General features: G+C 70.5%; 7 protein-coding genes. 4 read left to right on the top strand and 3 right to left on the bottom strand.

Features of this window, described 5'->3' with window-relative positions; genetic code table 11:
• Positions 1-9: 9 nt before the first annotated feature.
• Positions 10-3,123: an alpha-mannosidase gene (locus ACIA8E_RS04120; protein WP_399294221.1), complete on the top strand. Its 3,114-nt coding sequence runs from the start codon at positions 10-12 to the stop codon at positions 3,121-3,123.
• A 235-nt stretch (positions 3,124-3,358) separates the two neighbouring features.
• On the opposite strand, the gene ACIA8E_RS04115 is transcribed toward ACIA8E_RS04120, so the two are convergent.
• The 3 genes from ACIA8E_RS04115 to ACIA8E_RS04105 all read right to left on the bottom strand — a co-directional run bounded on the left by ACIA8E_RS04115 (position 3,359) and on the right by ACIA8E_RS04105 (position 10,656).
• Positions 3,359-5,101, bottom strand: coding sequence for a pyruvate dehydrogenase (locus ACIA8E_RS04115; protein WP_399294218.1), 1,743 nt, complete (start codon positions 5,099-5,101; stop codon positions 3,359-3,361).
• Positions 5,102-5,163: 62 nt separating this feature from the next.
• Positions 5,164-6,759 carry a protein phosphatase 2C domain-containing protein gene (locus tag ACIA8E_RS04110; RefSeq protein ID WP_399294215.1) on the bottom strand — a complete coding sequence of 532 codons (1,596 nt, stop codon included), beginning with the start codon at positions 6,757-6,759 and terminating at the stop codon, positions 5,164-5,166.
• Positions 6,760-6,879: 120 nt separating this feature from the next.
• On the bottom strand, positions 6,880-10,656 hold the full coding sequence (locus ACIA8E_RS04105; RefSeq protein ID WP_399294212.1) for a S8 family peptidase: 3,777 nt from the start codon (positions 10,654-10,656) through the stop codon (positions 6,880-6,882).
• A gap of 211 nt (positions 10,657-10,867) precedes the next feature.
• Between ACIA8E_RS04105 and ACIA8E_RS04100 the strand changes: the two genes are divergently transcribed.
• The 3 genes from ACIA8E_RS04100 to ACIA8E_RS04090 all read left to right on the top strand — a co-directional run bounded on the left by ACIA8E_RS04100 (position 10,868) and on the right by ACIA8E_RS04090 (position 15,024).
• Positions 10,868-11,857: a helix-turn-helix domain-containing protein gene (locus ACIA8E_RS04100; RefSeq protein WP_399294209.1), complete on the top strand. Its 990-nt coding sequence runs from the start codon at positions 10,868-10,870 to the stop codon at positions 11,855-11,857.
• Between the two features lie 120 nt (positions 11,858-11,977).
• A complete protein-coding gene (locus ACIA8E_RS04095; RefSeq protein WP_093775755.1) occupies positions 11,978-12,460 on the top strand; it encodes a DUF456 domain-containing protein in 483 nt (160 codons plus the stop codon).
• Between the two features lie 167 nt (positions 12,461-12,627).
• Positions 12,628-15,024 (top strand): glycosyl hydrolase family 95 catalytic domain-containing protein, encoded by a 2,397-nt coding sequence (locus ACIA8E_RS04090; RefSeq protein ID WP_399294206.1) that lies wholly within the window; start codon positions 12,628-12,630, stop codon positions 15,022-15,024.
• Positions 15,025-15,034: the final 10 nt, after the last annotated feature.

Genomic DNA, 15,034 nt, shown 5'->3' with positions numbered 1-15,034 from the left:
GGAGCCGTGATGCACGACGACCGCACGCTGGTGGAGGGCCGCCTGGAGCGGGCCCTCCACCAATTCATTCGCCCCGCCCAGTACGCGGACCGGTCCCCGCTCGGTCTCTCGGTGTGGCATGCCCCGGGCGAGCCGGTGCCGGTGGCCGAGGCCATGAAGGGGACGTACGAGCCCTTCACGACCGGAACCGAGTGGGGCAGGCCCTGGTCGACCAGCTGGTTCCGGCTGGAGGGCACGGTGCCCGAGGAGTGGGCGGGGCGCCATGTCGAGGTGGTGGTGGATCCTGGTTTCTCCGGTCAGGGGCCCGGCTTCCAGGCCGAGGGGATGCTCTACGACGCCGAAGGCGTACCGCTCAAGGGCATCCATCCGCACAATCGCCATCTGACCGTCTCGGCCTCGGTGTCGGGCGGTGAGCCGCTCTCCCTGCTGCTGGAGGCGGCGGCCAACCCGGCCGTTCTGGAGCACGGTTTCGAGCCGACTCCGCTCGGTGACGTCCTGACGGCGGGCGACCGGCCGCTCTACAGGTTCGTCTCCGCGGACCTTGCCGTGCTGGACGAGGAGGTCTGGCATCTCGTCCTGGACATCGAGGTGCTGTCCGAGCTGATGCACGAGCTGCCCGCCGACCGGTCGCGGCGCCACGAGATCTTGCGGGCGCTGGAGCGGATGCTCGACGCCCTGGACCTGCACGATGTGGCGGGCACGGCGGCCGCGGGCCGCGCCGAGCTGGTCGGGGCCCTGTCCCGCCCGGCCTCGGCGAGCGCGCACCGGATCTCGGCGGCCGGCCATGCGCACATCGACTCCGCGTGGCTGTGGCCGCTGCGTGAGACGGTACGCAAGGCCTCGCGTACGTTCGCCAACGTCACCGCGCTCGCCCAGGACTATCCGGAGCTGGTCTTCGCGTGTTCGCAGGCCCAGCAGTACGCCTGGGTGCGCGATCATCAGCCGCACATCTGGGAGCGGATCAAGCGGGCGGTGGCGGACGGGCAGTGGGCGCCGGTCGGCTCGATGTGGGTGGAGTCCGATGCCAATATGCCGGGCGGCGAGGCGCTGGCACGGCAGATCGTGCACGGGAAGCGGTTCTTCGAACAGGAGTTGGGGGTGGAGACACAGGAGATCTGGCTGCCGGACTCCTTCGGCTACACGGCGGCCTTCCCGCAGCTGGCACGGCTGGCGGGGGTGAAGTGGTTCCTGACGCAGAAGCTGTCCTGGAACCAGACCAACAAGATGCCGCACCACACCTTCTGGTGGGAGGGCATCGACGGGACCCGTGTCTTCACCCACTTCCCGCCAGTCGACACGTACAACGCGAACTTTCACGCACGTCAACTCGCCCATGCGGAGAAGAACTTCGCGGACAAGGGGCGGGCGACCCGGTCCCTGGTGCCGTTCGGCTGGGGTGACGGCGGGGGCGGTCCGACCCGGGAGATGCTGGAGAAGGCGCGCAGGCTGCGGGATCTGGAGGGGTCGCCGCGGGTCGAGATCGAGAAGCCGTCGGCGTTCTTCGCGTCGGCCGAGGAGGAGTACGCGGAGCAGGCGCCGGTCTGGTCCGGCGAGCTGTACCTGGAACTGCACCGGGCGACGTACACCACCCAGGCCAAGACCAAGCAGGGCAACCGACGCAGTGAACACCTGCTGCGTGAGGCCGAGTTGTGGGCGACCGCAGCGGCCCTGCGGGCGCCCGGATACGCGTATCCGTACGAGACGCTGGACCGGGTGTGGAAGACGGTCCTGCTGCATCAGTTCCATGACATCCTGCCGGGCTCGTCGATCGCCTGGGTGCACCGCGAGGCCCGCGACACGTACGAACAGGTGCGGGCGGAGCTCGCGGACCTGGTGGCGGACGCGGTGACCGAGCTGGGCGCAGCGGATGGACTCGTTGCGCTGAACTCCTCGCCGTACGACCGAAGTCAGGTGATCGAGCTGGACGCGGAAGCAAGCGCGGTGCTGCCGTCCGGTGCGCAGGTGCAGCCGCTGGACGAGTGGCGTACGGCGGTGTTCGCCCGGTCGCCGGGGCTGGGGGCGGGGCTGCTCGACGGATCGGCGGTGCCGGAGCGGGAGGTGGTGACGAGCCGCACGGCGGACGACGGGTTCGTTCTCGACAACGGGCTCCTTCGGGTCACCGTCGACCGCGACGGGCTGATCGCGGCCGTCCGCGATCTCGACGCGCACCGCGAGGTCATCGCCCCCAGCCACCGGGCCAACCTCCTTCAGCTTCACCCGGACCACCCCAACCACTGGGACGCCTGGGACATCGACCGGCACTACCGCCGCTCCTGCACCGATCTGACCGAAGCCGACTCGGTCGAGCTGGTCGAGGAAGGGCCGCTGCGGACGGCGGTGCGCGTGGTCCGGACGTTCGGGAAGTCCCGGATCGTGCAGGAGATCCGGCTGGCCGCGGGCAGTCGGCAGGTCGACATCGAGACCGAGGTGGACTGGCAGGAGTCGGAGAAGGTCCTCAAGGCGGCCTTCCCGCTCGATGTGCATGCCGAACGGTCCACCGCCGAGATCCAGTTCGGCCATGTCCACCGGGCGACGCACGACAACACCGGCTGGGACGCGGCCCGATTCGAGATCTGTGCGCACCGCTGGCTGCGGGTCGCCGAGCCGGGGTACGGGATCGCGGTGCTCAACGACTCGACGTACGGGCACGATGTGACCCGGACCCCGCACGAGTCGGGTCTCGCCACGACCGTACGGCTGACGCTGCTTCGCGCCCCGCACAGCCCGGACCCGGAGACCGACCTCGGCACTCACCGGTTCCGGTACGCGCTGGCGCCCGGGGCGGAGGTAACGGACGCGGTCCGCGCGGGACTCGCGCTCAATCTGCCGCTGCGGGCGGCGGTGGCCCCGGTGGTGCCGTCGCTGATCACCACCGGGCATCCGGCGGTGACCGTGGAGTCGGTGAAGCTGGCCGAGGACCGCAGCGGAGATGTGATCGTGCGGCTGTACGAGTCGGCGGGCGGCCGGGCCGCGGCGACGCTCCGCGTCGGGTTCCCCGTCGTGCGGGCGCAGATCACCGACCTGCTGGAGCGGCCCCTGCACGAGGCGACGGCCGATGAGCACGGTCTCGTGGTGGCGCTGCGGCCGTTCCAGATCCTGACGCTACGGCTGACCCCGGCCTGAGCGACCGCCCCGCCCCGGACCGGCTCAGAGCCTGTCGGGTGACCTTCGATCGGAGAGCGGACGCGGCATGGTGCGTGCGATTCCAAGGCGCCGGGATGGCCTCGGATGGGGTCTCCCCTGCTCGAACGAAGTCGAGAGCTTGGGGAAGGAGCTACCAGGGCATTTCGGCAACGCCGGAAGCGTGCGCGCCAGGGCGTGGCCGCCCGATCAGAGGTCACCCGACAGGCTCTCAGGCTCAGGGGCGGGGCACGTTCCGCAGGTTGGAGCGGGCCATCTGAAGCATCCGGCCCACGCCTCCGTCGAGCACGATCTTGCTGGCGGAGAGCGCGAACCCGGTCACCATCTCCGCGCTGATCCTCGGCGGGATGGAGAGCGCGTTGGGATCGGTGACGACGTCGATCAGGGCCGGGCCCTTCTGCTTGAAGGCGTCCTTGAGGGCGCCTTCGAGCTGTTTGGGCTTCTCGACCCGTACGCCGTACGCCCCGGCTGCCCGCGCGATCGCGGCGAAGTCCGGGTTCTTGTTGGTCGTACCGAACGACGGCAGACCGGCGACCAGCATCTCCAACTCCACCATGGAGAGGGAGGAGTTGTTGAACAGGACCACCTTCACCGGCAGGTCGTACTGGACGAGGGTCAGGAAGTCGCCCATCAGCATGGTGAATCCGCCGTCGCCGGACATCGACACGACCTGCCGGTTCCGGTCGACGAACTGGGCGCCGATGGCCTGCGGCAGCGCGTTGGCCATCGAGCCGTGGCTGAACGAACCGATCACACGGCGCTTGCCGTTCGGCGACAGATAGCGGGCTGCCCAGACATTGCACATCCCGGTGTCGACGGTGAACACGGCATCGTCGTCGGCGAGTTCGTCGAGCACCGAGGCGACGTACTCCGGATGGATCGGGATGTGCTTCTCGACCTTGCGGGTGTACGCCTTGACCACGCCCTCCAGCGCCTCGGCGTGCTTCTTCAGCATCCGGTCGAGGAACTTCCGGTCGGTCTTGGCCTTCACCCGCGGCGTCAGACAGCGCAGCGTCTCGCGGACATCTCCCCACACCGCCAGATCCAGCTTGGAGCGGCGGCCCAGGTTCTCCGGGCGCACATCGACCTGGACGATCTTCACATCGGTGGGCAGGAAGGCGTTGTACGGGAAGTCGGTGCCGAGCAGGATCAGCAGATCGCACTCATGGGTCGCCTCGTACGCGGCGCCGTAGCCGAGCAGTCCGCTCATGCCGACGTCGTACGGGTTGTCGTACTGGATCCACTCCTTGCCCCGCAGCGCATGCCCGACCGGGGCCTTCACGCGCTCGGCGAACTCCATGACCTCGGCGTGGGCGCCCGCGGTGCCGCTGCCGCAGAACAGGGTCACCCGCTTCGCCTCGTCGACCATCCGGCAGAGCTTCTCGATCTCCCCATCGCCGGGCCGGACCGTCGGCCGCGAGGTGACCAGGGCATGCTCGATCGACTTCTCCGGCGCCGGCTGGGAGGCGATGTCACCCGGCATCGAGACGACGCTGACCCCTCCTCGGCCGATCGCGTGCTGAATCGCCGTCTGGAGCAGCCGCGGCATCTGCTGCGGGTTGGAGATCATCTCGTTGTAGTGACTGCACTCCTGGAAGAGCAGACCCGGATGCGTCTCCTGGAAGTAGCCGAGACCGATCTCGCTCGAAGGGATGTGCGAGGCGAGGGCGAGGACGGGAGCCATGGAGCGGTGGGCGTCGTAAAGGCCGTTGATGAGGTGCAGATTGCCGGGTCCGCAGGAGCCCGCGCAGGCCGCCAGGGTGCCGGTGATCTGGGCCTCGGCACCGGCGGCGAACGCAGCGGTCTCCTCGTGCCTGACCTGGATCCACTCGATGGCGGAGTTGCGGCGGATGGCGTCGACGACCGGGTTGAGGCTGTCGCCGACGACGCCGTAGAGCCTCTTGACGCCCGCCCGGACGAGAATGTCGACGAACTGCTCCGACACGTTCTGCTTGGCCATGGGTGCGAATCCTCTCCGCGCCGGCAGCGCGCTAGGAGTCCATCAACCCATGGCCCGCACGGTTACGCCTCCCAGACGCCGACACTCGTGCGGTCGTCGGCGTACCCCTTCACCCTGAGCTGGGTGTCCGCGAGGAAGGCCGCCAGGCCGGGCGGTTCCGGGGGCGTCCAGCGTTCGGCGAGCTCGTCGGCGAGGGCGGGCTCGCCGCGCAACGGCTCGGCCAGCCCGGTGCTGCAGAGCAGCAGCGTGTCCCCCGGTCGGGCCACCGAGGCCCGGAACCGGAAGGGCTCCGCGGGCGGCGGGGGCGGACTCTCGACGTACGGGGACGGGGGCGTCGTGATCCCCAGGTCCATGGTCAGCCGGTCGCCGTGGGGCCCGCTCTCGGAGGACGCGGATCCGAAACCGACGACGGGCTCCCCGGTGACCCCGAGCACCGGAACGTCCGGTTCGAGGTCCCGCCAGACGCCGTCGCGCAGTCGGAAGAGCCCGCCGCCGCCCACTCCGAAGAAGACCCGGGTGCGGCAGTCGGGATCGGCCGACAGGAGCAGACAGCGCAGGCCCGCGGTGTACTCGTGCGGTTCGAGCCCCAACTCGGCGGCGCGGGCGCGGAGCCTGCCGTAACTGCGGTCTGTGAGGCGTTGCAGACCGGATTTGAGGTCACCCCGGCGGCCTGCCCTTATGTCCTCGGCGAGCCGGGCGTGGCTGCGGCCGACAGCACCGCCGATCCAGCGGCAGGCGTCGGCGGCCGCGAGATGGGCGCCCTCGGCGGCGCGGGCGCCGCTGGCGACGGCGACGAGCACGAGGGCGTTCTCGGCGGCACCGAAGCGCACGGTGAGCAGGGCGTCGCGCCGGGGCTCGCCGCGGAACCGCGCGGAGTCCCCGCGCACCGACGCGGCCCGCAGGGTGTACGTGCCGTACCTGGCCCCGTCGAGCACGGTGTCGGCGACGAGCCCGTCGAGTTCCTGGGGGGTGGTGGCGGGCAGCGAGGTGGGCTCGGCGTCGTAGGTGGGCGGCCGGTCCCCTATGTACATGAGTCCGGGGCGGGATGTGGGGCCGGGAGCCACCGGGCCGGAGCCGGCCGGGATGGCCGCAGAGCCGGAACCGGTCGCCCCTGCGGGTGCGGACTCCTCCGGGGACTCGGCCCGCTCGGCGGTCGGCCGCCTCTGCAGAGGCGGCACCTGCTCGGGCGGATCCGGGACCGGTGGCGGGGCCGGAACAGGTGGCGGGGCCGGGACGGGTGGTGGTCCATCGACGATCCCCGGCCGCTCAGCGCCGGGCGGCGGGACCGGGGGCGGCGCATCGACGGGCGGCGGCGCAGGAGCCGGCGGTGCGGCGAAGGTTCGTGGCTGTGCGGCGCTGCGCGGCGGCTCCCACGGGGCGAGCTCGGCCTCCGCCGGTGGCTCCCACGGCGTGCGCGCCTGCACAGGTGACGCGGGCCGCGTCCGGGGATCGGGCACGGCCGCGACCGTCCCTCCGTCCCCGTCGTCACGACCGGGCCCGCCCCGCCCCGCCGGACCCACCGCGTCCGAGGCCGAGTCGAAGCGGTCGTCGAGACTGTCGGCCGCGGTGGTCGACCCGGTGTCCGCGGCGGTTTCGTCGTACAGCCTGCGCCACCAGTCGTCCTCGTGGGCGGCGGGCCTCTCCCCCTGCTGACTCATGCCCTTATTGTCCACCGAACGGGCCGTACGAAAACGGGTCATCAGGAAAAAGAGGTCCGCCGGGCGACCCCACCCCCCACGGGAAGGACGCCCGGCGAACCGGTTCTGGTGTGACCCGGGTCAGCGCACCGCGTATGCGTCGACGATTGTCTGGACGACGGAGTTGCCGTTGGCGTCCGTCAGTTCAGTCTTCAGCGTGACCGGCTTGCCGGCCGCGCCCGCGTGGTTCACGGTCGCGGTCCAACGCCCGTCCCGCTGTGCGGTGGTGGCCTGGGTCCAGGTCGTGCCACCGTCGTACGAGTACGAGACCTTGGCCGCGGTCAGCTTGCCGGGCGTGTAGCCCGTGTGACCGGTGACGCTCAGGCCGATCTTCTGACCGTCCTGCGCAGCCAGGGACTTCATCCCGTCCGTCGCCAGGTCGTAGCCCGGGAAGAGGAGCGGGATGCCCTGAGAGTACGCGTTCTCGTCCCGCTTCGAACGGAATTTCCAGGTGGTCTCGGTCTGGGTGGACCGCTTCCACACAGCCGCGGGGGAACCGACCTTCATGGTGGTCATGGTCAGTTCATAGGGTGCGTCCTCGGCCGGCACCTCGAACACGCCGGACGGGTATCCGCTGCTGCCGTAGTCCTTGTCGCCACTGGTCAGCGTCATGTTGCCCAGGTCACCGAACGAGCCCTGGATACCTCCGTGTTCGCTGTCGGCCCAGAAGCCCGGGGCGACGCCGATCAGGTTGTCCTGCCGCTCGCCGGCAAGCACCTCCTTGCCCTGGAGGTCGCGCGGAGTGGACGGACCGACGATGCCCCGGTACCAGTTCTCCGTGCGCTGCGAGCCGGACTTGTAGGTGTGGGCCGGGTCGACCATGGACTCGCCCCAGGGGAAGCTGGAGGAGAGGAAGCGCTCCCAGGCGTTGTCGCCCGCCGAGTAGTACTCGGTGCGCTTACCAGGGACGGCGACGGTGTCGAACACGGCGGAGAAGCGTCCGCCGTACGGCCGGTCGAAGACCATCGAGTCGACGTAGTCGGCTGCCACGCCCATCGCCTCGTACGTGGCGGTGGACCTGCCGAGCTTGCCGTCACGGACCTTGTACGTACGGTCCGAGGTGACGGGGCCGGTCTCGGGGAAACCGAGGTTGTAGACGAACGGGCTGGCGGCGGTGGCCTTCCAGCGCAGCGTCACGGGACCGTCGGCGAGGGCGGCGGTCAGGCCGGCGGCCTCACTCGTCTCGATCGCGAGGGAGGGCAGCGGCGCCGAACCGAAACCGAGGGACGGCAGCCATGTGCCCGCGGACGGGCGGTACACGATGATCGCCTTGGCGCCTGCGGCCTTGGCATCCCTCGCCTGGACGGTCAGGTATCCGTCGTCTGCGACCTTCACCAGAGCGATCTTGCCCTCGACACCGGCGGCCTTCAGCTCGTCCGGAGTGCCGGTGCCCGCGTCGACGAGCGCGGCCTCGCCCGTACCGTCGAGGTTGACGGCGCCGGTGCTCGCCGTCTGCGGGTGCAGCTCGGCACCGCCGACGACCGAGAGCTTCTCGATCTGCGGGGCATACGCACGCCAGAAGCTGGCGAACTCGAAGTCGCCGTCACTCGCCCGGCCCTCGATGTCGGCGAAGTAGTTCTTGACGATACGGCTGCCGGTGATGGAGCCCGAGTGCAGCCAGACGTCGTCCCAGCTGCGGCCGAAGGTGAGGGTCGTGGAGCGGTTCTCGGACCTGCGGTCCTCGGTCTTCACCTGGATCCGGTGTGCCTTTCGGGCGTCCAGTACCAGGGTGGTGTCCTTGGTGACGTTCAGCTGCGGCCTGGCGAGGTAGCCGACGGACTCGACCATCCTGCCGGTGGCGTCCTTCAGGTCCGGCGACATGACGAAGCTGGAGACGAAGTACGCACCGGGGCGCACCTGGTACACCTGGTCGGCCGCCCCGTCGTTGAAGCGCCGCTCACCACTGGCGGTGTCGGTGCCGATGACGTCCAGCGAGGAGGAACCCGCGGCGGGCTTGCCGGTGCGGTCGATGAGCTTGACGCGCAGGGTGACCGTCTCGGCGCCGACGTACAGCGAGAACGGGGTGGAGACCTTGACGCCGTCGGCGCCGGTGGCCAGTACGCGCCCGGTGACATCGCCGTACTGGGCGGCCTTCAGCTGCGCGGTCGGGTCGATGTGCAGCGGGACCTTGACGGTCGCTCCGGCCGGCACGGTGGCACTGCTCGCGTCGAGCTTCGCGACGGAGGAGCGGACCGCCGAGCCGTCGTTGCCGGTGACGCCCTGGACCTTCAGCGACAGCTTCACCGGCTTGGTGCCGGAGTTGGTGTACGGGACGTCGACCGTGGTGCGGTCACTCTTGTCCTGCGGCCAGTTGAACGTGCCGCCCTGGACGGCTGGGGCGCCGACGACGGTGGTGTCGATGGCGGCCTTGACATCGAGGCGGCCGCCGCCGGTCTCCCGTACGTCGCCGGGGATGTCGCTCTTCGCGGACGACACGAGAGCGGCCTTGATCTGCTGTGCGGTCCAGTCCGGGTGACGCTGCTTCACGATGGCTGCGGCTCCCGCGACATGCGGGGTGGCCATCGACGTGCCGGACATCGTCCGGTACGCGTACACCCCGCGGCCACCGGCCGCAGCGGCCGAGATGTCGACGCCGGGGGCGGAGATCTCGGGCTTGAGGGTGTGCGAGCCGATCACGGGTCCGCGGCTGGAGAACTGGGCGGTGGAGTCGTCGCGGTCGACGGCGCCGACGGTCAGCACACTGGGGGCGCAGCCCGGCGAGGAGACCGTGTTCAGCGTCGGGCCGGAGTTGCCCGCCGCGATCACGAACAGGGTGTCCTTGCTCTGGGCGAGTTCCTCGGCGGCGACACTCATCGGGTCGGTGCAGTCGGTCGGCGTCGGGCTGCCGAGACTCATCGAGACGACGTCGGCCTTCTGGTCGACGGCCCACTGCATACCGGCGATGATCCAGGACTCGGCGCCGGAACCGCTGTCGTTGAGGACCTTGCCCGCGAGCAGGTCGGCGCCCGGGGCGACGCCCTTCTTCTTGCCGTCGCTGGCCGCGCCGGATCCGCCCACGGTGGAGATGGTGTGGGTGCCGTGGCCCTGCCGGTCGTCGGTGGTGTCGGAGTCGGTGAAGTTCTCCGAGGCGGCGATCCGCCCCTTGAGGTCGGGGTGTTCGGCATCGACACCGGTGTCGAGCACGGCGACCTTGGTGCCCTTGCCGTCGTAGCCGGCGGCCCAGGCGAGGTCGGCGCCGACCTGCTTCGTCGACTTGTCGAGAGTGGCCTGAACCTTGCGGTCGAGCCAGAGCTTCTTCAGACCGGAGACCGAACGGGAGCGGGTGTCGGTGATGTCCGACCAGAAGTCGGCGGCCTTCTCCTTGTCCGTCTTGAGCGCGACGCCGTCGATGGCGTCGAGTGCAAGTCCGCGCTTCGCACCGCGCGGGGTGACGGGCGCCGAGCGGGCCAGGTCCTGGCCGTACACCGCGATCAGCGGCAGCGACTTGGTGCTCGCGTCGTCGTAGCCCTGGCGGATCAGTCCGGTGACGTTGAAGAGTTCCTCGTCGACCTTGCCCGCGGCGAGCGCCTCGGTCGCGGTGTCCGGGTAGACGTACAGGTCCTTGCCGGACTGCCGGGTCTGGATGAGCGGTACGGTGCCGTCCGCGCGTGGCAGCGCGGTGGCGGACGCCGCCCCCGAACGGTCCGTGCTCACCAGAACCTTGTCCCCGGTGACCAGGGTGACGGTGACCGGCTTGCCGCCCTTCCCGGCAGCGGCAGCGGTGGCTGCCGCACTGCCGGTGAGCGGTCTTGTCGCGGCGGGCGCGTCCTGTGGCACGGCCACGGACGGCGCTACCACGGTGGCGGCCAGGACGGCGGCTGTCGCCGCTCCCAGTGCCGTACGCGATATCGGGCGCATCGCTCTCCCCAGGTGATTCCGGAAGAAGGGCGCACAAAGGCCCTTATTCCGGAGGTTGTTGGTACTGCGGTGGCGCCACATTGGCAGAGGTACGTGCGATACAGGGATGATGTACACGGCGGGTTTACGCCGTGGCCGCTTTCCGCCACGGCCGACCTGCCGAAGAGTGCGCAACGATGCGGAAATGACGCGTCCGGGGAGGGGTCCGAGGGTGCTGGGAGCCATAGGTCTCGACGAGAGGCAGGAGTCCGCCTACCGTGCGCTCGTCGCGATGGGGGCGGCGGAGGTCAACGACCTCGCGCACCGGCTGGGGCTTCCCGAGTCGGAGACCGAGCGGGCGCTGCGCCGGCTGGAGCAGCAGGGCCTCGCCGCCCAGTCGTCCGCCCGCACCGGCCGGTGGGTGGCGGCGCCTCCGGGCGTCGCCCTGGGCGCGCTGCTCACCCAGCAGCGCCATGAGCTGGAGCAGGCGGAGCTGGCGGCGGCGCTGCTCGCCGAGGAGTACCGGGCGGATGCCGCCGAGCCCGCCGTGCACGATCTGGTCGAGGTGGTCACGGGCGCGAGCGCGGTGGCGCACCGCTTCCACCAGTTGCAACTGGGGGCGGCGAGCGAGGTGTGCGCCCTGGTCACCGGGAACCCGATCGCGGTCAGCGGTCTGGAGAACGAGTCGGAGGAGCGGGCCGCCACCCGTGGGGTGTCGTTCCGGGTGGTGATCGAGCGTGAGGTGCTCGCGCTGCCGAGCGGGATCCTGGAACTGTCGGCGGCGCTGAGCCGGGACGAGCAGTGCCGGGTCGTCGACCGGGTGCCGACCAAGCTGGTCGTCGCGGACGCCTCGCTGGCCATGGTGCCGCTGACGGGCCACGGCGCCGAGCCGGCGGCACTGGTCGTCCATGCCTCCGGGCTGCTGGAGTCGCTGATGGGGCTCTTCGAGGCGGTGTGGCGCGAGGCCATGCCGCTGCGGCTCGGCGAGAGCGGCTGGGCTCAGGAGACCACCGTCGGACCCGATCCGACCGACCTGGAGATTCTGTCGTTGCTGCTTGCCGGGCTGACGGACGCGAGCGTGGCGAAACAGCTGGAGCTGGGGCTGCGGACCGTCCAGCGGCGGGTGAAGGGCCTGATGGAACTGACCGGCGTGTCGACACGGCTGCAGCTGGGCTGGCATGCGTACGAACGGGGCTGGGTCTCCCGCACCCCGCGAGCCTGAGGCGGGCTTGTCCGGCAGGGTCCCACACTGCCCCCCATTACGCCTCTGAGCTGCATCGACGGCTCCCGCCCGGCACCTTGCTGACGGGCGGGACCTGCCGGACTCCGGCAGGCTGGTGAGATGGGTGTGTGGCAGCTCATCGCCGTGGGCCTGGTCATTCTGCTCGGCCTGGTCGGCGTGCTGGTGCCCGGAGTGCCGGGGCAGGCGATCGTCTGGGCAGCCGTGCTGTGGTGGGCACTCACCGACAGGACCCCGGCGGCCTGGGGCGTACTGATCGGCGCCACCGCCCTCCTGCTGCTGAACCAGGCGCTGAAGCCGCTGCTGCGGCCGCGCCGCCCGCGCGAGTCCGGCGCCCCGCGCAAGACGCTGATGCTGGGCGGGATCGCCGGGATCGTGGGCTTCTTCGTGCTGCCCGTGGTGGGCGGAATCGTGGGGTACGTCGGGGCGATCTACGGTGCGGAGCGACTGCGGCTCGGCAGCGGCGGGGCGGCCCGGGCCTCGCTCCGTTCGGTGATGCGGGCCACCGGCTACTCCGTGCTCGTCGAGCTGTTCGCATGTCTGCTGGTGACGGGGACGTGGCTGGTCGCGGTGATCCGGAGCTGACCGCTCACCCCTCCCGCGATGGGCATCATGCTGGACGCTGTCCAGATAGGCAGTAACACATCGGATCTCTCCCGCTCTATTGACGCCAGGATCACCCTTGCCTACCTTCCGTGAAGGAATAGCTCGGATGAATTGATGCGCCTGCGTACGAGTCGCCAGGAGACGCCTTGCCCACAGCACCGGACCCTTCCTGTACGCCCCCGACTCCCCGGACGGCCTCCGCGCCGCCGTCCCCCTCCCGAAGAACCGTCATCGCCACAGGCACCGCGCTCGGCGGCGCCCTGGTGGTGGGCGGCGCGGCCGTCCCCGCCCAGGCAGCAGCCCCGGCCACCGCACCTGCCACCTCCACCGCGCCCGTCGTGCACTCCCCCGACGACAGCTGGCGCACCGTCCTCGACGACGCGGATCTGCTCTGGCAGAAGCTGCCGACGACCTGGTACGAGGGCCCCTACCTGGGCAACGGCCGCCTCGGCTCCGGCATCTACGCCGAGCCGGGTGCCACGACCACGGCCGTCCGTTTCAACGTCCAGCACTCCGAGGTCCAGGACCACCGCCCCGAGTTCGGTTCCCTCTTCGGTCTCGCCCGTCTGCCGATCGGCCACTTCACCCTGGAACCCGCCGGCACCATCACCGGGATCGAGTGGTGGATGCGACTGCGCACCGCCGAGCTCGAAGGCACGATCACCACCACCGCGGGCACCCTGAAGCTCCGCGCCTTCGTCCACTCCTCCAGCGATCTCCTCGCCGTCGAAATCACCCCGAGCGAGGGTGAGCAGGGCTTCCGCTGGGTCTTCCACCCCGCCGACGCCATCAGCCCACGTGCCGACTTCAAGCCCCTGCCGGACGGCTACACGGGCAACCCGCCCGCCGTCGTCGAGCAGCACGGCGAGGTGACCGCCGCCGTCCAGCCGCTGCTGGCGGGCGGCCAGCACGTCACCGCCTGGCGGGAGCGCACCAGGGGCGACAGCCGCACGCTGTACGTCACCGTCACGCACTCCCACCCGAAGACAACCGCACGTGACCGCGCGCTGCGTACGGTCAAGACCGCCTCCGCCCTCCCGTACGCGCTGCTCGCCACGCCGCATCGCTCCTGGTGGGACCGGTTCTACCGGAAGAGCTTCCTGTCTCTTCCGGACGCCCGGCTGCAGCGCTTCTACTGGATCCAGCTCTACAAGACGGCGTCGGCGGCCCGCAAGGACGCGCCCGTGATGGCGACCTCGGGCCCCTGGCTGGAGCCCACCCCGTGGCCGAACACCTGGTGGAACCTCAACGTCCAGCTGGAGTACTGGCTGATCCACGGCTCCAACCATCTGGAGCTGGACGCCGTCACCCGCGCCCTGAGCGAGTTCCGGGACCAGCTCTCCCGCGAGGTCGCGGCCCCCTACCGGGCGGACTCGGCCGGCATCCCGCGGACCACCGACCCTCAGCTGGTCAACGGCGCCTCCGTGACCGACGGCGGCTACGGCGTCGGCATCCCCGGCCAGGACCCGCCCACCCCCGAGGTCGGCAACCTCACCTGGGCGCTGCACAACGTGTGGCTCTCCTACCGGCACACCATGGACGAGTCGATCCTGCGCGACACGCTGTTCCCGTTGCTGCGCAAGGCGGTCAACTACTACCTGCACTTCCTTGCGCCCGGTACGGACGGCAAGCTGCACCTCCCGGCGACTTTCTCCCCCGAGTACGGCGTCAACGCCCCCGACTGCAACTACGACCTGATGCTGCTTCGTTGGGGCTGCCGCACCCTGCTGGACTCGGCCCAGCAGCTCGGCGTCCACGACCCGCTGACGGCCCGCTGGCAGGAGGTGCTGGCCAAACTCGCGCCCTACCCGGTCGACGCCAACGGGTTCATGATCGGGGCCGGGGTTCCGTTCGCGAAGTCGCACCGCCACTACTCGCACATGCTCGCGGTGTACCCGCTGTACGAGCTGACGGGTGCGACGCCCGACGAGCGCGCCCTGATCGAGAAGTCCCTCGCCCACTGGGTGGGGTTCGAAGGCGCCCTGCAGGGCTACACCTTCACCGGTGCCGCCTCGATGTCCGCGCTGCTCGGCAAGGGCGAGGACGCGCTGAAGTACCTCGGCCAGCTGATGAGCCGCTTCATCCAGGCGAACACCATGTACAAGGAGTCGGGCCCGGTCATCGAGACCCCGCTCTCTGCGGCCCAGTCGCTGCACGACATGGTGTGCCAGTCCTGGGGCGGCACGATCAGGGTCTTCCCTGCGCTGCCCGCCGCCTGGCGGGAACTGACCGTCCACGACTTCCGTACCCAGGGCGCGTTCCTGCTCAGCGCGGTACGGGAAGAAGGCCGGACCCGCTGGGTGCGGGTGACCAGCGAGGCCGGCGCCCCCTGCGTCGTACGCCATGGCATGGACGGCCCGATCGAGATCCGGGACCGCCACGGACGGCCGGTGAAGTACGAGGAGGTGGCGGACGGCACGGTGCGGATCGGCCTCCGCAAGGGCGACTCGGCGCTGATCACGGCTGAGGGCGACCGCCCGGACCTGACGATCCGTCCGGTCGCCCCGAACGCGGCGGCGCCGCGTTGGGGTCTGCCGGTCTGAGCCGCTCCGG

The organism is Streptomyces sp. NPDC051664 (genome assembly GCF_044453545.1).
Lineage (GTDB): Bacteria > Actinomycetota > Actinomycetes > Streptomycetales > Streptomycetaceae > Streptomyces.
This window is presented reverse-complemented; position numbering and strand designations above follow the sequence as displayed.